Annotated in this window: 16 protein-coding genes; 5 read left to right on the top strand and 11 right to left on the bottom strand. The window is 56.3% G+C overall.

Annotated elements, in window-relative coordinates; genetic code table 11:
• Window positions 1–3: 3 nt before the first annotated feature.
• Window positions 4–741, bottom strand: a complete 738-nt coding sequence (locus tag H6G07_RS24655; RefSeq protein WP_073610981.1) for an ABC transporter ATP-binding protein — start codon at window positions 739–741, stop codon at window positions 4–6.
• Between the two features lie 219 nt (window positions 742–960).
• Here H6G07_RS24655 and H6G07_RS24650 point away from each other — a divergent pair, with 219 nt between their 5' ends.
• A complete protein-coding gene (locus tag H6G07_RS24650; protein ID WP_073610980.1) occupies window positions 961–1,224 on the top strand; it encodes a DUF2584 family protein in 264 nt (87 codons plus the stop codon).
• A gap of 41 nt (window positions 1,225–1,265) precedes the next feature.
• Here H6G07_RS24650 and H6G07_RS24645 read toward each other — a convergent pair whose 3' ends face one another.
• The 4 genes from H6G07_RS24645 to H6G07_RS24630 all read right to left on the bottom strand — a co-directional run bounded on the left by H6G07_RS24645 (window position 1,266) and on the right by H6G07_RS24630 (window position 4,277).
• Window positions 1,266–1,955, bottom strand: a complete 690-nt coding sequence (locus H6G07_RS24645; protein WP_139297200.1) for a helix-turn-helix transcriptional regulator — start codon at window positions 1,953–1,955, stop codon at window positions 1,266–1,268.
• A gap of 45 nt (window positions 1,956–2,000) precedes the next feature.
• On the bottom strand, window positions 2,001–2,645 hold the full coding sequence (locus H6G07_RS24640; protein ID WP_073610978.1) for an SMI1/KNR4 family protein: 645 nt from the start codon (window positions 2,643–2,645) through the stop codon (window positions 2,001–2,003).
• Window positions 2,646–2,687: 42 nt separating this feature from the next.
• On the bottom strand, window positions 2,688–3,494 hold the full coding sequence (locus tag H6G07_RS24635) for a helix-hairpin-helix domain-containing protein (protein ID WP_139297199.1): 807 nt from the start codon (window positions 3,492–3,494) through the stop codon (window positions 2,688–2,690).
• Between the two features lie 183 nt (window positions 3,495–3,677).
• Window positions 3,678–4,277 (bottom strand): hypothetical protein, encoded by a 600-nt coding sequence (locus H6G07_RS24630; RefSeq protein WP_084173645.1) that lies wholly within the window; start codon window positions 4,275–4,277, stop codon window positions 3,678–3,680.
• A gap of 579 nt (window positions 4,278–4,856) precedes the next feature.
• On the opposite strand from H6G07_RS24630, the gene H6G07_RS24625 reads away from it, so the two are divergent.
• On the top strand, window positions 4,857–5,477 hold the full coding sequence (locus H6G07_RS24625) for a helix-turn-helix transcriptional regulator (RefSeq protein WP_073610976.1): 621 nt from the start codon (window positions 4,857–4,859) through the stop codon (window positions 5,475–5,477).
• Between the two features lie 322 nt (window positions 5,478–5,799).
• Here the strand turns inward: H6G07_RS24625 and H6G07_RS24620 are convergent, their stop codons facing one another.
• Window positions 5,800–8,076, bottom strand: coding sequence for a hypothetical protein (locus H6G07_RS24620; protein WP_139297198.1), 2,277 nt, complete (start codon window positions 8,074–8,076; stop codon window positions 5,800–5,802).
• A 318-nt stretch (window positions 8,077–8,394) separates the two neighbouring features.
• Between H6G07_RS24620 and H6G07_RS24615 the strand changes: the two genes are divergently transcribed.
• On the top strand, window positions 8,395–9,903 hold the full coding sequence (locus H6G07_RS24615; RefSeq protein WP_073610974.1) for a methyl-accepting chemotaxis protein: 1,509 nt from the start codon (window positions 8,395–8,397) through the stop codon (window positions 9,901–9,903).
• A 231-nt stretch (window positions 9,904–10,134) separates the two neighbouring features.
• The gene (gene ilvA / locus H6G07_RS24610) at window positions 10,135–11,646 is read left to right on the top strand and encodes a threonine ammonia-lyase, biosynthetic (RefSeq protein ID WP_073610973.1); all 1,512 of its coding nucleotides are present in this window, start codon (window positions 10,135–10,137) and stop codon (window positions 11,644–11,646) included.
• Here ilvA and moaA read toward each other — a convergent pair.
• Window positions 11,643–12,629: a GTP 3',8-cyclase MoaA gene (moaA, locus tag H6G07_RS24605; RefSeq protein WP_073610999.1), complete on the bottom strand. Its 987-nt coding sequence runs from the start codon at window positions 12,627–12,629 to the stop codon at window positions 11,643–11,645. The two genes, ilvA and moaA, sit on opposite strands and share 4 nt — an antisense overlap.
• A gap of 105 nt (window positions 12,630–12,734) precedes the next feature.
• On the opposite strand from moaA, the gene H6G07_RS24600 reads away from it, so the two are divergent.
• Entirely contained in the window at window positions 12,735–13,088 is a 354-nt protein-coding gene (locus H6G07_RS24600) for a hypothetical protein (protein ID WP_073610972.1), read from the top strand.
• Window positions 13,089–13,267: 179 nt separating this feature from the next.
• Here the strand turns inward: H6G07_RS24600 and H6G07_RS27275 are convergent, their stop codons facing one another.
• The 4 genes from H6G07_RS27275 to modA all read right to left on the bottom strand — a co-directional run bounded on the left by H6G07_RS27275 (window position 13,268) and on the right by modA (window position 18,981).
• Window positions 13,268–14,773, bottom strand: coding sequence for a bifunctional acetate--CoA ligase family protein/GNAT family N-acetyltransferase (locus tag H6G07_RS27275; RefSeq protein ID WP_425320117.1), 1,506 nt, complete (start codon window positions 14,771–14,773; stop codon window positions 13,268–13,270).
• Window positions 14,770–15,969, bottom strand: coding sequence for an acetate--CoA ligase family protein (locus H6G07_RS27270; protein WP_425320116.1), 1,200 nt, complete (start codon window positions 15,967–15,969; stop codon window positions 14,770–14,772). Before H6G07_RS27270 ends, H6G07_RS27275 begins: the two co-directional genes overlap by 4 nt.
• A gap of 298 nt (window positions 15,970–16,267) precedes the next feature.
• Entirely contained in the window at window positions 16,268–18,130 is a 1,863-nt protein-coding gene (gene modB / locus H6G07_RS24590; RefSeq protein ID WP_073610971.1) for a molybdate ABC transporter permease subunit, read from the bottom strand.
• A 29-nt stretch (window positions 18,131–18,159) separates the two neighbouring features.
• Window positions 18,160–18,981: a molybdate ABC transporter substrate-binding protein gene (gene modA, locus H6G07_RS24585; RefSeq protein ID WP_073610970.1), complete on the bottom strand. Its 822-nt coding sequence runs from the start codon at window positions 18,979–18,981 to the stop codon at window positions 18,160–18,162.
• Window positions 18,982–19,585: the final 604 nt, after the last annotated feature.

The following is a 19,585-nucleotide window of genomic DNA, read 5'->3' as shown; positions in this document are numbered from 1 at the left end:
GGGCTACAGGGGAGCCAGGTGGCCCAGTTCGGCAGGGCTAAGGTGGGTGTCGGTAACCCGGCCATCGCTCATCATAATAATCCGCTGACTGTGGCGGGCCACTTCGTGGGAGTGGGTCACCATGACGATGGTAATGCCTCGCTGGTGCAGGGCCTCAAAAATGCTCAGCACCTCTGTTGCCGACTGCGAGTCGAGCGCCCCTGTCGGCTCGTCGGCCAGCAAGAGCACCGGCTGGTTGACGATGGCGCGGGCAATGGCGACCCGCTGCTGCTGCCCGCCCGAGAGCTGGGAGGGGCGTTTATCCATGCGGTTGGCCAGGCCCATGTGGGTGAGAGCCGCTGCCGCCCGGCGCTGCCGCACCGATCGCCCCAACCCGGCGTACATCATCGGCAAAATTACGTTTTCTAGTGCCGTCAGGTTGGGCAGCAGCTCGTAGCGCTGAAAGATAAAACCAATTTTGCGGTTGCGAATGCGGGTCAGCCGGGTTTTGTCCACCGTTGAGACATCGGTGCCGTCGAGGAGGTAGCGACCACGGGTGGGGCGATCGAGGCAGCCGATGATATTCATCAGCGTCGATTTGCCCGAGCCCGACTGGCCCATGATGGCGCAGTATTCGCCGGGGGCAATGGTGATGTTGATGCGATCGCAAGCCCGCACCGCCGCCTCGCCGCTGCCAAACACCCGCGACACATTCTCGATGGCGATGACGGCGGCGGCTGGGGGGTGGGCTGTTGGGGGCATGGGGCGATCGCAAAAACGCTGTGGCAACGCGAATTTTATCCCACGATAAAACCCACAGACCTAGGATAATCCTTGACTCAGTTGCTCTGGGGCTACTGGGGGCCATGGCGGGCCATTGGGAGCAGCGCCTAGACGCAGCGGCGCAGTAGAGGTTAATCTCTAACCTCTGCGCCAGATTACCCTGTCTAAAACCCGAAACCCTAAACCGAGACACAGCCGATGGGAATGCCTTGCCAAGTCAATAGCCTGCTCAAACTCAAACCTGATCAGGGCTACCCCGCTACGCTCGAAGTCGGGGCTCGGCACCGGGTGCAAAAAAACGGCTACCGCATTTTTCCTATTGATGTGCCGCTGAGTTTGGTCGATGAAAACTGGCTCGCCCACGCCGACATCGTCATCGAAAAACTCACCTGGGAGCACCAGACTACCTCCCTTGAATTTCGGATCGATCGCCTCTACACAACCCCTTTTGCGGCCAAATAACCTGAACTATTGCAGCCAAGGGTATAACACCCAAAGCGATATCAAGTCTCCTCCTCCTGATGGGCTTTCTTCTTTGCGTAGATGCTGCGAGTGTGCTTTTTAACCGTATTTGGAGTGATGCCCAACTCAGCAGCAATTTGTTTATAGGTGTAGTTGTTGTGCTGAAGTAGCCAAACCTCCTTTTCTCGGGGGGTTAAACCATAGCGATTAGCCTTCTCCAACACAAGATTAAGAATGGCTTGCTGGCGATCTTCAATGGTGAGCAATAGACAGGGATTGGCCACCACATCCACCGTCAGCCAGCGCGAGCAAATGTGGAGTGTAGTTGCCGCATTGGTGAAAATATCGAACTCAATCAGCCAGTTTTGCTCAGGAAACAAATGCCGACTTTGAATCAAAGACTGACAAATGTGCAAAATTTCGTCAGGTATCAAGCAAGACGCCGAACTTTCCTGGTTTAACTGACTTAAAACCTGATGAGCTGTTTTGCTAGCATACACAAGCTGCTGCTGCTCGGTAAAGACTAAAATGCCGCCAATGCACTCCTCCACCAGGGCTTTATTAAACTGATGATCGTCTATTTTATCGGAAATAGTTTTTGGGTTAGTAATAGAGGCATCTTCAAAACCTTGCTCTGCTAAAAAATTAAAAAGAGTTGACTTTAAAGGGGATGCCACCATGATTTCCGTATCTCCGGTTGTACCGACAACTAGGTTGAGAATGCTTGTCAATGGGTTTTATATATTGGGAGCACGCTTTTACCGTTTAACCTGACTCTAAAGCACATCTCTCAAATCTAAAAAATTCTTATACTCTGCCTCCATCATGGCCTGGAAAGAGGGATATCGGTCAGCACCCGGCAGCCAGTCGCCAAAAAACCAGGCTTCCCATTCCTGCTGATCATTCATGATTTCAGGGTTGAGCAAATAAATTGAAGACTCCCCTTTTTCACTGATCTCCAAACTGCTGCTCAAATACTCAATGCGAATCTTGCTACAGTCTTGATCATTCCCATAAGTCAAGTAATCAGCATCAGAAATCCTGTGACCTGGATAGGTACCATTAGATTGACAGTCAGCCGGTGTCGGAGCCTGAGTTTGGCCATATCTTTGGCTGAATGAGGCGATCCAATCCGCATGCCTAACATGAAACCATTCCACCTCCTCAACCGCTAAGATGCGATAAATAAAAGGCGTTGTCTGCCTCCAACCATTACTGATTTTTAAAAATTCCCGGTAGGAAGACGGCAACTGAATTGAAAGTCGAGCCTCGGTCTCTGCGATCTGAACTTCGGTAGCTCCCGGAAACCCAAGCCAGCCAGATGCCAAAACCTCGGAGTTAGGTGTATTGTCTTTTTCTGTGCAAGCGAGATAGTCTTGGCTCCAGTTCTCAAGAAAGTGTCGCCAGTCAAAGGTGCCCATGACCAAAGCTTATGATGATTATTGACTACAATTTTTGGCAGTTTAAACTACCTGAAAACGTGGGATCTCATGCATGCCAAATGGAATGGAGATACCCTGAAAAGCAATCAGTAGCTGTAGTCGATATAGCCCTGACGCCAACCCAGGCACTGTAATCAGGGCGCTGTAGGGCGAACGGTGACCTGCCAAAAAATGGGCAGGACTTTCGCCCAAAGCGGTAGTTTGAGGTGGATATGCCAGCGATTTTACAAATCCTTGTAGGCTGTAGCTAGCCTGGGGCGAAAGCGGTAGGCTAGCTAGCCCGTCTAGCTCGAAGGTAAGGCTGATCTGAAAAGGTTGCTTGTTCAAAAGCGGCCCGGGCAGACTGCGATCGCACGCTGTCGCCACTTGGGGAACGCCCGTCTCTGGAGGCTGTATCACTCTGATCTGACCCATCCTCAACGTGATCAGTTCTGCGGATGCGTCTGTTGCATGAGGCCGATCGGGTTGAGGCTCAGGGTTATCTTTAGACCCATTGCCCTCTGACGGCACCTGATCGGGCGAGATGACATCAGCGCCTGACGAAATCTGAGCCGCTACAGGGTCACTGTCTGAAGGCCCATCGCTAACGGCTGAGTCGGCTAAGTGCCTGGCTTGGGTAATCCAATCGGCTGCCTTAGACCGAGTCACAGACTGACCCGCTGAACGAAACAACGCCTCAATCATTTCGGCTGATGCAGCGGCCAAATCTTGCACAGTGTGAATAGAAAGTCGCTCTCGTAGCAGCTGCTGGCGGGCGGGGCCGATACCCTTAATTGGATTCAAAGGATGATCGTGAGCTGGGGATGTCCCCCCAGATGAGGTACTCATAGTTCGTTCTCCACTAGCGCCAGGTCAGGGACTCTGCTTTTGCCCTATCCCAGCTTTGCAACGGTTTAAGAAAACCAGCAGGCACTAGCAACCTGCCAGTTAAAAGTTGACTCAATGCCGGAACCGATCACAGGGACTGCGCAGATGGATTAAACCCCTGGTCAATCCCTGCATGCAAAGCCCCTAGCTAAAGGGCTGGTCGGCAATTTGGAGTCGGCGCTCGCCAATGTAGCCATAGCCAAGAATGACTTGGCCGCATTGATGCGTTACTGGCCCCACTTCGACGGTAGCTCCTACTAGGTAGTACCCCTTGGTCAAGCCAAGATCTTGGGGTTTAATCACGGTGCCAACCCAGTACTTAAACTGGCCTTCAACCGATTTAATGATCACGGTGAGATCTTTTTCTGCTGCCGCAGAACCAAGACCCTCAAAGTGAAAGTAGGCTTTGATATCTACTCCCAAGCACAGCAGCAATCGCGTGAGCGGGCTTTGGTCAAATTTAATCACCAGGCCAACTCGCAGATCTTCGTCGAGATCAACAATGTGCTTAGATTGTTCCGGGTGCGGCCCCCAGGGCGGCAGTTGCCCTCGCAGACCGGTGGCTTTGAGGTGATACAGTTCAAACTGGCTCTGCCCCAAAATTTCACGACTATAGGTTTCTGTATCACCTACCAGACCGCCTTGGGCGGGCAGTCGGTTGATGAATTCTTGGGGGGGATTGGCAATTTCAGCGGGTGCAACGATTTCTGCCTTTTGTTCGATGGTCGGTAGCGTCGTAGTCATAGAGGTAACCTCTGCTTGTTGGACGTGAATTTACCGGCAAGGAGCTAATTTCTATCGTCCCTGCTTCAGAAAAAGTAGGTGAGTTAGCTCCCTGTAGCCTGCATCGTCACAAAAGCAGCCAGATTTGAAAATCCCCCTCTACAGGTACCCTAGTTTTAAGGATTAAAATTCAGTTCAAATTCCTTATATATGGATTAAAGATGGCATTTTTGCCATCTTTACCACTACTGATAGTGTTTAACTGACCAGTATTGACTGGTTAAATCTTTGTATGGGCCAAACTCTATGCACGCAGACACGGCTGCTCCATTTGCAACAAATATAGTCGTATTTATACGGAATGGCGACTTGAAAAAGTTTGCCTTTGGCTTAGATTGAAAGCAAGCATACAAGATATTTGCGTGGGGTCAATATGCCGCATGGTAAAGAGTGATAGCATTGAAAATCTGTTCCTTTAGATGAAAGCAATCGGCATTTGCTAGATATTAGGCCAAGAAAAATAGCCGGGATATTGTGCCTGAATCATTAGGAGTAATATCCAAGTAATAAAGATTTAATGCTAAAAATTTCAGGTGAATTATGGTTTTAAAGACCCCCTTGGGCAGTTTTAACCTTAGCCTTAGCGACACATTTGTTGAGTTGCCTAATATTGCCCACGATGCCTCTTTGCCTAGTTTGCTTAAGAGCATTCTGACTGATGTTTTAGGAGGAATTATTTTGCTTGACGATCAAGATAAATTGATTTACATCAATAGAAAAGCACTCGCTATAGTAGAAAAAATGACTCGATGCACCGAGGGGGCTCAGGCTATTCCTAAGGAAATCATGCATATCACAAAGTTTATGCGAGGGGCTCGACGCGAGTTTTCTCAGCAAAATTGGCTAAATCAGTCCACTATTTTTGTGGATTGTCTCACGGTGTTTAATATTTATGCTCGTTGGATTCAAGGAGATAACTCTAGCTATAACTACTTGCTGCTCAATATGGAAGACCAAAACCAATTTTCTCAGAATATTGCCTTAGAAGAAGCTAGGCAAATGGGCTTGACCTCCCGTGAACAAGATGTGTGGCTGTTACACCAAACTAACTACACCTACAAACAAATCGCTGAAACGCTAAACATTACGCCTAATACTGTCAAAAAGCATATGAAGAGTATTTTGACCAAGCAGCGCTCTAGCAGCGCTCAAGAAAGGTAACCCGTCTACATTGCGGCCTCCTTAACAGGCCGCAATGTAGACGGCGAGGGCATGGGCGAGGCTTGCGCTACATTTGCTAGCTAATCCTGTTGAGCTGAATACAGTTACGGTGTGGTTGTTTATACCAGTTTCACCAGGGGACTTATTTGCTCTGTAGGATGTGTGTACTATTGGTTTTGCAGGCGAGGGTACCCAATTGGGGTAAGCAAATAGCGATCGCCGTTAGACCTCTTTACATTTTTTAGGGTAGATTAGGGCGCTAACGGGGCTGAAAGCACCCATTGGGGCCTAGATTGTTTCCTCTGGTCGCGAGGTAGAGGCTTTACTCAAACCGCTGGGTGGCCGATAGCCAAATTAATAGCTCGTACTCTTCAGCCCGGTGCACCAGCAACTCCACAGGCTGACCCGCGTTAGGGCTAGTTAGGGCTATGAGGGTCTGGGTTTGGGCTAGATCGCTATAGAGAACTCTGTTGTCTTGACCCACAATGATGGTTTTTGGGGCAGTGCCTTCCACCTGAACCCCCCAGGACTGGAGCTGAACCAAGGCCGCATTATCTAAGGTCAGCACTCGCTCTGGCTGGCCGTCACCGGTCAGGTCAATGCTGTGCTGGGTGAGGCTGGCCAGGGCAGCCTCAAAGTCTGTCGGCAACGGCTGATCGCCAAAGACTGTGGCGGCTATGGCAGCGATCGCCCCTGATTCTGCCCTCTGGCCCTGGTCAGCATCAAGCCACATCAGCGCCCCCTGAGAAAACGCCAGCGGCGGCAGAGCAGAGGCATTGGTGGCGGGGCCGGTAGCCAGTAGCGTCACGGTGCCATTGGTTAAGCTGAGCCCGCGCACGGTTAGGGGGGCCGAAACGCCGGTGGTAGGGCTCACCCAGCGCAGCAGCTGAGGCGATGCCTGGGCCGCTGGCTGTACCGCTGGCCAGATTGCTGCCGGAGCTGCCCCAGCGGGAATTGCCCCCATCCCCCGCTGCCAGGTTTGACTTTGCACTGCCTTAACATCAATGGCGTACCACTGGCCTAGGGCGGCATCGAGCGATTGGCCGGGGGCGGCATAGCCAGACTGGGGGGCAGGGATGGAGCGGGCCTGGCCAATGAGGGCGGTGACGGGCGGCAGGGCAATATTTCCTGTGGCCTGGGTACTAGAAGGCTGGGCGGCGATCGCGGCGGTTGCACCTGCCTTAGCGCTGGCAACCGCTTGTGCCTGGGTTGTGGTCAGAGTGGCCAAAACCTTGGCCAACCGCTGGCGGGCGGCGGGCGTCACCGGCTGGCGATTGAGCCAGTCTGGGGTAGCCCCATCTCGATTGGTGGGTTGGTTCTGCTGAGCCTTGAGGGCTAGACCGCCCCACACATACACAGCCGGTGGCGGGTCGGGCAGGGCAGCGGCGGCGCTAATGCGGTTCCACAGGCGACCGCGGTCAACGCCGAGGCGATTCAGCAGGGTGGGCAGTAGCTCAGGGCTAGCCTCCAGCCGAGTCAGGGCCGGCTCCCATCGCCCGTCGATTAGCAGGGCGAGAATGTGCTGGGTGGGCGTTGACCAATCTTGTTCAGCCTGCTGACGGGTGATCGCCCGATGGCGCTCCATCAGCCGCAGCTGGGCCTCCGCTGCCGGATTCCAGCTTTGGGCTAAGCCTGTTTTGAGGTTGGCCAGCTGGGCCTGGGCGGGGTGCCATAGTCCGCTTCGAGCCAGGCGCAGAGCCTGCTGATAGTCGCCTGCCTGGGCACCGGCATCCACCGGCACCCGCACCCACGACACTGACTGGAGGCGCGGTCCGGGCATCACTTGTAAGCCGCGCAGGGCTGGCTCCAGCCCCACAGTTTCGTCAATGACGAGATCGCTAGGGCCGTCACCATCGAGGTCGGCCCACTGGGGCGGACGGTTGGCCGGGCTGCTCCAGGGGGTGAGCAGCTCTAGCTGCTGGGCCTCGGGGTCAACATGCAGTAGCTGACCGTAGCGCAGGGTGAGGCCCTGCTGCTGCCAACTGCCCTCTAGGGTGAACCAAAGCCCGTCGCTGGCAACGGGTGGGGCCGGCAGCGGCACGACCCGAGTGAAGTTAAAATTTGCCGGAGCAGCCGTAGGCACTTGGGGCCTGCTGAGCCAGGGCGCTAGCACGGTGTCTTTAGGCAGGGCCGCAGTGGGCAAGGTGGCGATCGCCCGCAGCTCTCTCCCGCTGCCCTCGTTCGCAAATAGGTGAAGGGATGCGATCGCCCCTGTCGCCTCAAACACCGGCACAATCAGCGCATCCCGATCTTTGGCTCCAGGCATATCTAACGGCAGCGGTTCTCCCATCTGCTGCTGGCTCGCCTCCGCCTGCTGGCGCAGCTCCTCTAGGCTAATGGCGGGGGGCAGGTTCACTGGCTGCGATCGCGCCAAGCGAGCTAGGGCCTGGGGCAACGCCGCTGGGTCAAGCATCAGCCGCAGCCCCAGGCGAAAACTCAGCCCCAGCAGCAGCAGTCCGCCGCTGAGCCCAACCCCCACCAGCCCCAGCACCAATGGCCTGCGCCAGAGCCGACGAGAGCGAGTACCGACCCAAATCTGCACAGCACCCGGAGCGCTGGCGGTTGAAACTTTAGGACGACGAGCTGAACGAAGGGCCATAGGGACTGTGCCAATTTCCTCTGCAACTCTATCGCAGGATACCGAGGGCAGATCCTCCGGCGAGGCCTTTTGCCAGCGGTTGACGAAGCTCAGCCCCCGTTCGCTGCCAGCCAGCACCCTAAAGCCAAAATTCTCTAGCCAAAGAGACGTTGAGTAACACTTTATAACGGGAAGAATTGTGTAACGTTCTTTGCTCAGGCCAGGAGCATTGTTAGCCAGCGGGGAGATCCTTTGTCAGGACAGAACACCAGAACAGACTGTTACTGATACCGCTGCCGCCGCTCAACCCCATCTACAGCAACCAGGGAAAACGTGATCATGTTTCTATTCAAGAGATTGGCCTCTAGCAAAATTCGCACGCGGATTTTTGTCGGTTATCTCTTCGGTGCACTCACGCTCACCGCCGTCGGTACCGTGACCTACTCCGCCATCGAGCAAATTCGCACCAGGCTGGTTTCTGTCAGTGCATCACAGCAACAGCTCTCCCGCGCTCAGCAGATCATGTGGTTAGACGAGGTGCTCACGCAGTCGATGCGCAACTACGTGTTGACCCAAGATAGCCGCTGGCAAGAACGCTACGATTTCTACTTTGCTCCACTCGAAAACCTGATTATTGCGGCCCAGGCCAATGCCGCTGACCCTAAAATTCAGGCGCTTTTTGATCAACAAAAGGTGCTCAACGACAAACTGGCTGAGCTAGAGACAGAAACCCTTGGGCTACTACAGGCAGGGCAATCTGAACAAGCCCTGGCTTTACTGGATGGTGCCGAGTACCAACAGACTAAAGATGCCTATACCAAAACCATCGAGAGTTTTCTGAACGATTCTCAGAACGGGCTCGCCGCCCTTGAGAGTGATCTCAACAACACCCTTGATTTTTCATCCCAGCTAGCGCTGAGCATTCTGTGGGGCAGCATTTTAATTGGTCTCGCGGTGATCACTCTGGCCTACTATCTAGCGGATCGCATTACGCAGCCGATTCTCGCGACGGCGGCGATCGTTCAGCGCATTGCCGCCGGAGATTTGCAGGTTGAAATCCCGGCTGGTAGAGATGATGAAATTGGCCGCATGCTAGAGGCCATGAGGATGATGACTACGCGTCTGTCTACCATTATTCAGGACGAACAGGTGGCGGCCAAACAGATGCTAGAAATTTCTGCCCATCTCAACGACGCTGCCCAGGGGCTTTCCTTTGGCAATTCTAAGCAAGCGGCTGGGGTGGCTCAAACGACGGTGTCGATTGAGCAAATGAATGCTGTCATTAACAGCAATGCTCAAAAAGCCAAGCACACCTATCAATCGGCCATTCAGTCGGCAACTATGGTGGATGAGGGCAAACAGGCAGTCACCGAAACGATGCAGGTGATGCGGGAAATTCTCGCCAAAATCAACGTTATTGAGGATATTGCCGAGCAGACCAATATGCTGGCTCTAAATGCCACCATGGAGGCCGCCCGAGCTGGTGAACATGGCCGAGGGTTTGCGGTCGTCGCTAAGGAAGTGCGCAAGCTGGCCGAACACAGTCGTACGGCTGCAGAGGAAATTACGGCTTTAGCCGATCGCAGTATGGTAGTTAGCAAACGCACCGGCGATCTTTTTAAGCAAATCGTCCCCAGCATTCAGCAGACCTCGGGGCTGATGGCCGACATCACTCGTGCCAGCCTGGAGCAAAACAACGGCATTGCCCAGATCAACAGCGCTATGGGGCAGTTGGACGAAGTCACTCAGCATAACGCAGTAGCAGCAGAGCAGCTAGCTACCTCCAGCCACGATATGGCGTCTCAGGCCGCCCAGCTCCAGCGGGCACTGGCCTACTTTAAGCTCTAGAACTGAAGTGGCTAAGGGAACAAGACTAGTATTGGAAAGGGTATAGGGTTTTGGGTACAAGGTCAGGAGGCTACCTTAGACCTTTCCCAAAAATTGATGATGATTGTTAAGGCCAATGCACCGCCCCAGCTTTTGCCAGTGGTACTGCCTTTGGTTCTAAGCGCAATAGCCAACGCTATAGATACACCAGCCCTCTAAAATGAGGGTTTATTCCTTCGTTTCTCCCCTGCAATGCCTACCGACTACCTCGAACGCATTCTCACGGCCCGAGTTTATGACGTAGCGCAGGAAACGCCTTTAGACATCGCCCCCAGCCTGTCCGCACGGCTGCACAACCGGCTACTGCTGAAGCGAGAAGATATGCAGTCGGTATTTTCGTTCAAGCTGCGGGGGGCTTACAACAAGATGGCCCACCTATCGCCGGAGCAGCTGGCGGCGGGGGTGATTGCCTCATCAGCGGGCAACCACGCCCAGGGGGTGGCATTGGGGGCCAAGCAGCTAGGCACCCGCGCCATCATTGTCATGCCCACAACCACGCCGATGATGAAGGTGAATGCGGTGAAGGCGCGCGGCGGCGAGGTGGTGCTCTATGGCGAAACCTACGACGATGCCTATGCCCACGCCCGTCAGCTCTCGGAGGAAAAGGGGCTGACCTTTGTCCACCCCTTCGATGACCCAGATGTGATTGCGGGTCAGGGCACCATCGGCATGGAGATTCTGCGGCAGCATCCGCAGCCCATTCACGCCATGTTTGTAGCGATCGGTGGCGGCGGGCTGATCTCGGGTATTGCCGCCTACGTGAAGCGACTGCGACCGGAGATTAAGATTATCGGCGTGGAGCCGATCGAGGCCGATGCGATGTCGCGATCGCTGAAAGCTGGAGAGCGAGTGCGACTGAGCACCGTGGGGCTATTTGCCGATGGCGTAGCGGTGCGCCAGGTGGGGGAAGAGACCTTTCGCCTTTGTCAGCAGTATGTAGACGACATTATTTTGGTGGGCACCGACGACATCTGCGCGGCGATTAAAGACGTGTTTGAGGACACGCGATCGATTTTGGAGCCAGCGGGAGCGTTGGCGATCGCCGGAGCTAAAGCCTACGTTGAGCGCGAGGGCATCACTGATCAAACCCTGGTGGCGGTGGCCTGCGGAGCCAACATGAACTTCGATCGCCTGCGATTCGTAGCCGAGCGGGCCGAGATCGGCGAACACCGCGAGGCGATCTTTGCGGTCACCATCCCCGAGACGCCAGGCAGTCTCAAAGCCTTTTGCGAATGCCTGGGCACCCGCAACCTGACGGAGTTTAACTACCGCATTGCCGACAACCACGAAGCCCACATTTTTGTGGGGCTAGAGGTTCAGGGTCGGGCCGATGCCGCCGCTATGGCCCAGGTATTTGAATCCAAAGGCCTAAAAACGCTGGATCTGACCGACGATGAGCTTTCAAAAATGCACCTGCGCCATATGGTGGGCGGCAAATCAGCCCTGGCCCACGACGAGTTGCTCTACCGCTTTGAGTTCCCCGAGCGCCCCGGCGCGCTGATGAAGTTTGTCAGCGCCATGAGCCCCGACTGGAACATCAGCCTGTTTCACTACCGCAACAACGGCTCCGACTATGGCCGCATCGTCACCGGCATTCAGGTGCCGCCCCAGGAAATGCCTCAGTGGCAAAGCTTTCTCGACACCCTCGGCTACCAGTATTGGGACGAAAACCAAAACCCCGCCTACAAGCTGTTTTTGGGCTAGCCGCCGATCTGCGACATGGTGCGCCCGTAGGCTCCGCTGGTGCCCGACTGTCGCATTTTGTAGTTGATCTCGGGCTTATCGGCCAGCAACTCAGCTACCTGGCGCTTGAGTTCTGTGGTAGGGACGCCCTCGCGCAGGGAGGTTCTGAGGTCGATTTGGCCAGTTTCGTTGAGCAGGCAGGGGCGCAGCCAGCCGTCAGCCGACAGACGCATGCGGTTGCAGCGATCGCAAAAGCATTCCGACATCTGGCTGATGAACCCCACGGTGCCCCTAGCGCTTGGAATCTGAAACACGTCTGCCGGGCCGTGGCCCAGCACATCGCCTGCAGTCAGGCCCCAGCGCTGGCGAATGCGATCGCGCAGCGTTTCCGAATCGACCCAGCCCTTGGCCTCAAACAGGCTGTCGTTGCCGATGGGCATAAACTCAATAAACCGCACGTGCCACTCGCGATCAAAGGTTAGGGCCGCCAGATCCAACACTTCGTGGTCGTTGACGCCCGGAATCACCACCACGTTGAGCTTCAGCGGCGAGAACCCCACCCGGTGAGCGGTCTGAATGCCATCCCAAACCTGGGGCCAGCGGGATTTTCCGCGCCCCCCCACAATTTGATCAAAAATGACGGGATCCAACGAATCGAGGCTAATGTTGACCCGCCGCAGCCCCGCGTCCCAGAGGTTCTGGGCCAAATCGCTGAGTAAAAAGGCGTTGGTGGTCAGGGATAAGTCCTTGGTCCCCGGCAATTCTGCGATATCGCGCACGATATCGACAATGCCGGGTCGCACCAGCGGCTCGCCCCCAGTGAGCCGAAAGTTCGAGAACCCCAGAGGCATAAATACCTCCTCTAAAAGCTGCCGCAGTTCGGCGCGGGACAGCCATGACTGCTGGGGTAAATACTGCAAGTCGGCCCCTTCCGGCATACAGTACTGGCACTGAAAGTTGCAGCGATCCACAAGGCTAATGCGCAGGTAGTCAATGGCGGGCATAGGGGGTGGAACCACAAGGTGCATGCTTTCGATTATGGCACCCTCACCAAAACCGGTGGGTTGGTGACCTAAACTGGCGGCATCTGCTGATTGGGGAGATGGACCATGCGCCAAGGGTTTTTCAGAGGCATGTTGGTGGGCGCAGCTGCCGGTGCGATCGCCTGTCTGGGCTTGGTGAAAGTGTTAGAGCAGCCAGCAGATGTCGTGCTGTCAGGGCAACTTGCCGTTGATAGCGCCAGTCACCCCGACAGCCGGATGGACAATCGGCTCTATCTAGTAGAACCCGAGCTGGAGACGGTCTACCTAAGATCGAAGGCTACCGATACAGAAGCTCTCTACAGGCTACTCGACAAATCCATTCAGCTGCGGGGGGAGTTTAGACGGCTGACCCTCACCACGGGCGAATCGATTTTAGAGATGGAGGTCGAGGAGGTGTTAAACCCCAATCCACCTGAGTAACCCGAGTGCTTGTACTTGGGTGGATTGGGGCAGAGCAACGTGGCGATCAGGCGATGGCTGCCTGGGCTGGTAACCATAGGTCATCCAAGCACGGACTTTTGACCATGAAGTTAGCCAGACTGCAACTCACCCGTGCAGCTGGTCGTAACCCTGGGCAGGTGACCCTTGTTTCTTCGACCTCAGAGGGTCAAGTCTAACGTGGCGGATAAAACGTCGGGTTCTGCCGTGGGTTTGAGCTGAAACCCGACCCGTTTGCACAGGCGCTGCATGCCGTGGTTCTCAGCTAAGATTTCCCCCGTCAGGCGCTCTAGCCCTTCAGTGCGGGCTACCTCGATCAGGCGGCTCAGCAGCTCGGTGCCAAAGCCCTGACCCTGGTAGGAGTCGGCCACCAGCATGGCAAACTCGGCCTCGGGCAGTCCATACTTTTGGGTGAGCCGACAGACACCGATGATTTTGGGGTCTGGGGCACTCACTTCGGCCACCAGGGCAATCTCGCGGTCGTAATCGTTAAAGCAGATGCGGGTGAGGCGATCGTGGGCGATGCGGGTGCTGTGCTTGATGGGGTGGAAGTAGCGCAGGTAAACGCTGTGCTCAGACACCATGTCGTGGAAGGCGGTGATCAGCGGCTCGTCTTCGGGGCGAATAGGGCGAATGGTAACGCCGTTGCCCCCAGGCCAGACATATTGGGTGGGGTAGGGGCGAATAGCTAGCCGGGCAGGCGGTGAGTCAGGGGCGCGAAGGATCACCCGCGCATCTAAGGCCAGCAGTCTTTCGGACGAGGCGAGTAGAGGATTGATATCGATCGAGGCAATATCGGGCTGCTCGGCCACCAGCTGGCTAAAGCGCACCAAAAGTTGCTCTAGAGCATCCATATCCACAGCCTCTCGGCCCCGCACCCCCTGGAGAGCTTTGTAGATTAGGGTTTGCTCCATCAGGCGGCGGGCCAGGGTGCTGTTGAGGGGAGGCAGGGCGATCGCGCTATCCTGAAACACCTCAACCAGCTGGCCGCCAGTGCCAAACAGCAGCACCGGGCCAAACTGCGGATCCTGGCTGCTGCCCAAAATCAGCTCGTAGCCATCGGTGCGAATCATTGGCTGCACGGTGACGCCCTGGAAATGCTCGGCCCCCGCCTTTTCGGTGACGCCGGTGCGGATGCGATCGAAGGCCCGAGCGACGGCATGGCTATTGTCGAGATTGAGCTGCACGCCGCCCACGTCAGTTTTGTGGGTGAGGGTGTGGCTATAGAGTTTGAGAACTACGGGATAGCCGATCGCGTCGGCAGCAGCGATCGCCTCCTCCACCGTCGCCACTACCTGGGTCGGCACCACCGGAATGCCGTAGGCCGCCAGCACCGCCTTTGACTCGGTTTCGGTGAGCAGGGAGCGTGCTTCCGCCTGGGCCGTTTGCAGAATGGTGGCCACAGTGGCGCGATCGATGCCTTGGCTGGTGGTCAAGGTTGGGGTTTCGTAGAGCCCCTTGAGGGCATAGCTGTGCCGCCACAGCAGCCCAAACAATCGCGCCGCTAGATCGGGGTAGCGGTAGGTGGGTATCCCCGCCCGGTTGAGAATATCTTCGCCGGCATCGACCTCAGCGCCTCCCATCCAGCTGGCCAAAATCGGCTGGCTCGATTCGCTGCTGCGCCAGGTTTCGACTACCGCCTGAGCGGTTTTAGTCGGGTCGGTCATGGCCTGGGGGGTGACACCACCAGGCAGCCGTCGCTGTCGGGGTCAGCCAGGGTGGTCTTGAGCGCCTGGGCAAACCGGGCTGGTTCGGCATCGCCCAAAATGTCGATGGGGTTGCCGTGGCTCCAGTGGGAGGGCAGCGCCCCGTTGAGGGCATCCAAGCTAGCGGCAGAAAGCTCCGCCAGGGTACCCCCAGCGCGAATCAACGCATCCGTCGCCAGCACCCCCGGCCCGCCCGCGTTGGTGATAATGCTCAGGCGCGGACCCCGGGGGCGCGGCTGTTTGGCCAGCACTTCGGCGGTATCAAATAGCTCGTCGATGTGGTCAACCCGCAGCACGCCGCAACGGCGAAAGGCCGCATCGAGCACCGCATCGCTGCCCGTCAGCGCCCCGGTGTGGGAGGCCGCCGCCTGGGCCGCCGCCTGGGTGCGCCCGGCTTTAATCACAATGATCGGCTTGCTTAGCGCTACCTCCCGCGCCGCCGACAAAAACGACCGGGCATCCCCAATCGATTCCATATAGATGACGATGCTGTGGGTATGGGGGTCGTCGCCCAGGTAATCGATCAGATCGCCCCAGCCCACGTCGAGCATGGAACCCAGGGAGATAAAGGCGCTGAAACCCACGTTCTCCCGCAGGCTCCAGTCCAGAATCGAGGTACACAGCGCCCCGCTCTGGCTAATAAAGCCGACGTTGCCCTGCCTCGCCAGGTGGCTCGCAAAGGTCGCGTTCAGCCCCGTCAGCGGATTCTGAATGCCCAGACAGTTGGGGCCAATCAGCCGCAGGCGACCCGCCGCGATCGCCTTAATCTGCCGCTCTAGCTCAACGCCCTCAGCCCCAATCTCTTTGAACCCCGCCGAGAGAATGATCGCGCCTTTAACCCCGGCAGCGACGCAATCCTGCACCACGGCGGGCACCCCCGGTGCAGGAATCGCGATGATCGCCAAATCCACCACTTCGGGAAGCGACTGGATGCGATCGAACGCCTGAACGCCCAGGACATTGCGCCGCTTAGGGTTGATTGGATACACCGTGCCACCAAAGGGGTGGCGGATCAAATTCCACAGCACCGTGCGGCCCACGCTGCCAGAGCGCTCGGTGGCCCCGATTACCGCCACCGACCGGGGGGCAAAGATGGGGTCGAGGGGATGGCTCCTGGTTTTCCAAAGATCCATGACTGGGTCAGGGCGGGTCAACATGGTCAAATCCTCACGTGGGTAATACAGGACCTCAGGGTTCTATCCCAGAGAAGGTCAGAAACGGACCAGCGTCATCCCCTCCAGGGAGGGAGGAGTCAGCCCAAAGCCCAAAAAGGTGTTGCATAGGTCATACAGGCGATCGCGGCAACATGACGAACTTCTTCAGTAAAGGTGGACAGCTCACCAACAGTCTGCCAAGCAAAAGACGACAGGTTAGTGAGTATTCAAGGTTCCAGGTTCACGACCTGCCTTAAACCCTACACCTCAAACCCTAAACCGCAACCCTTAAAGCAGTCCCCTAGCTCCCCAACAACAGCAGCTGAGCCGGATCAAGATGCACATACCAAGGAAAAGGCCGATCCTTCAGCTCAGCCCATCTGTCTTTGAAGACCTCCGCCTGAAGGTGATAATCGTCGAGGTTAGCGGGGGGGCTGCCCAGTTTGAGATAGAGACTAATGCGGTGGGGCGTTTCGCTGGTCCAGGCAATCCAGCCGGGGAAGGTGTTGGGCTGGGTGGGCTGCTCAGGAAAGGTCAGGCGGTGGGCGCGAATGCCTACGTGGGTGTGGGTGGGCAGCACCGGCTCCAGGGTTTGCAGAGTGCAGTGCCAGTTCAGCGCTTTTAGGGCGTGATCGCCCTGGCGTTGCAGTACCGAAACGTTTTTGCAGCCGGTAAGTTGGGCTACGGTCACGCTGCCAGGGCTGTCAAAAACGGCCTGTTTCGGCCCCTCGGCCACCACGCTGCCGCCCGAGAGCACCAGCAAGCGCTGACACACTCGGTAGGCTTCTTCCAAGTTGTGGCTGACAAATAGGGTGAGGCCTTGGTAATCGGTCAGGGTCTTGAGCAGCTGCTTTTCGAGTTCGCTGCGTAGGTGAGCATCGAGCGCTGAAAAGGGCTCATCGAGCAGCAAAATTTCGGGGTTGGGGGCCAGGGCGCGGGCTAAGGCCACCCGCTGTTGCTGACCACCAGAGAGCTGGTGGGGATAGCGATCGCCAAACCCGACCAGCTGCACCTGCTGGAGCTGCTCGGCCACCTCGCGGGCGATCGCCGCTTTCGAACCCCGCAGCCCGTAGGCGATATTTTGGGCCACGGTGAGGTGGGGAAACAGAGCGTAGTGCTGGAAGAGATAGCCAACTCTGCGATCGCGGCTAGGTAAATTAATCCCCAACGCCGAGTCAAACAGCACCCGCCCGTTCATCACAATCCGTCCGCTGTGGGGTGTCTCTAGCCCCGCCAGACACCTCAAAACCAGGCTTTTACCCGCTCCCGAGGCCCCCAGCAGACCCAGGGGATGGTTGTCAGTAGAAAAGGCCACATCCAGACTAAACCCAGGCCGATGGTGGGTCATCTCAACCGAGAGGTGAGGGGGCACGGTGACTGAGTGGTGCGGCGTTTTGGAATTAGCTGCGCCTACGCAGAGTGTCTTCCCATCAGAGGGTTCGAACGGCCTACTGATGGTGTGGCGAACAACAGCCCGGCCTCGCTCGATCCACCCCAAGACCGGCAATCTAGCACCTTTAGATTGCCAACGGTTCATCAGCATCAGCCCGCTCAGGGAAATAGCTAAAATCACCCCAGTCCACAGGGCGGCTTCGCGAAAGGCTCCGGCTTCGACGGCAAAAAAAATCGCCATGGGCAGGGTCTGGGTTTTGCCCGGAATATTGCCCGCCAGCATCAGGGTGGCCCCAAACTCCCCCAAGGCACGGGTAAAGGCGAGGGCAGTACCGGCTCCAATACCGGGTAGAGCCAGGGGCAGCGTAATGCCCCAAAACAGCTGCCACTCGGTTGCGCCCAGGGTGCGAGCGGCCTGCTGCACGGAGCGATCGATCTGCTCCAGGCTGCCCAGCACGGTTTTGTACATCAGCGGAAATGCCACCACCGTCGCGGTGATCACCGCCGCATACCAGGTAAACACAACGTTGGCTCCTGCTGCTCCCATCAGCGCCCCGAGGGGGCCATACTTACCCAGCAGCAGCAGCAGCAAAAAGCCCAGCACCGTAGGAGGCAGCACCATGGGGGCCAAAAACAGGCTGTCTAAGAGCGATCGCCAGCGACCCCGATAGCCCTGCATAAACTGCGCGGCGGCAATGCCTGAGATAAAGGCTAGCAGAGTGGCGATCGCAGCAATGCGAAGGGAGATCCACAGGGGAGAGAGGAAAATCATAGGTAAGTTTTGCAGCCGTAGGGCGGGCGTTATGGAGCAACAACCCCAAAGCCAAACTCCTTAAACTTAGTTTGAGCCACGGGCGTCTGCAAAAATGCAATAAACATCCTCGCTGCGTCAAGGTTTGGGCTAGCGCTCACCACGGCGATCGGGTAGACAATGGGCTGGTGAGTTGCCGCAGACGCCGTAGCCAACACCTTGACTCTCTCCGAAAGAGCCGCATCGGTGGCATAGACTAGGCCCAGGTCGGCGTTGCCGCTCTCTACAGCAGCCAACACACCCCGCACATTGTTGCTAAACACCAGCTTTGACCGCAGAGGTTCAAGCAGATTCAGCTTAGTAAACACCTGCTCTGTGTACTGCCCGGCCGGTACGCTACGAAACTCCCCCACTGCAATAATTCCCACCTCAGCATCTTTAATCTGGGCCATATCTGTAACCGCGATCTGCGACTGAACTGGGGCAATCAGCACCAGGGTATTTGTCAGTACATCCCGTCGGGAATCCTTTAGAATCAGTCCCTTCTCAGCTAGCACATCCATCTGCTTGACAGCAGCAGAAAAGAAGACATCAGCTGGGGCACCCTGCTCAATCTGCTGCTGCAGGGCACCCGAGGCACCAAAGTTATAGCTAATTTCAATCGTGGGGTAGGCCACATGAAATTCAGGCGCGATCGCCTCTAGGGCATTCTCCAAGCTGGCTGCCGCCGATACCGTGAGGTCGACCGTTCGTACCGGGGCTTTGGAATGGTCAGGTGCCAAGGCAGACGAAGCACAGCTGACTGCCAGCAAACTAACTATCAGGCCAACACAAGCGCGAACCAAAAGTCTGCCGTTCTTTACCGAAGACATGGAAAAAACTCCTCATAGTCATGAGTCTGTGCCACAGCGGGTTAAGGAAGCTGGGGAAAGCTAAAGGATAGGACAGCCCCAACCCAAGGGAACCAACTCCCTTGGGTCAACAGCGCCCACTCACCCCAAACAAGCAGCAGCAAAAAAGTAAAGAGTACCCCTACCGTTCAGCATCCCCGGCTTAGCTCGTAGATAGTCGCGGATAGCCTGTTGCTAGCGGCCAATACAAATAAAAGCTTTTAGAGACTATCTGTATCGGAGATACAGCCTGCCCTTAACCCCCCTTAACACAGACACAGAGGCCGTTTCACTACGCTGCAGATGCTGCTACCGCCTGTATTTCAGACTTAAGATGCAGCGTTTAGCAAAAAATTTTCCCGAGAAAGTTTTAGTCAATCCTGCTTTCGGGGCTTTTCGGAGCGACTGAAACCCTTGTGTTGTGTGGGTTTTAGGCCACGGGAACAAAATAGTCCCAAGTAGTTGACACTCCAGGGAATCCGCCTTATATTGATAAAGCGCCTGAGGGAAACGCGCTGAACTGCGCGACTGACCGAGGGCTTAGCGAACCTCGACAACTACATAGTCTAGAAACAAAGCCAAGGTT

The sequence above is a fragment of the Phormidium tenue FACHB-1052 genome (genome assembly GCF_014696675.1).
Lineage (GTDB): Bacteria > Cyanobacteriota > Cyanobacteriia > Phormidesmidales > Phormidesmidaceae > Nodosilinea > Nodosilinea tenuis_A.
This window is presented reverse-complemented; position numbering and strand designations above follow the sequence as displayed.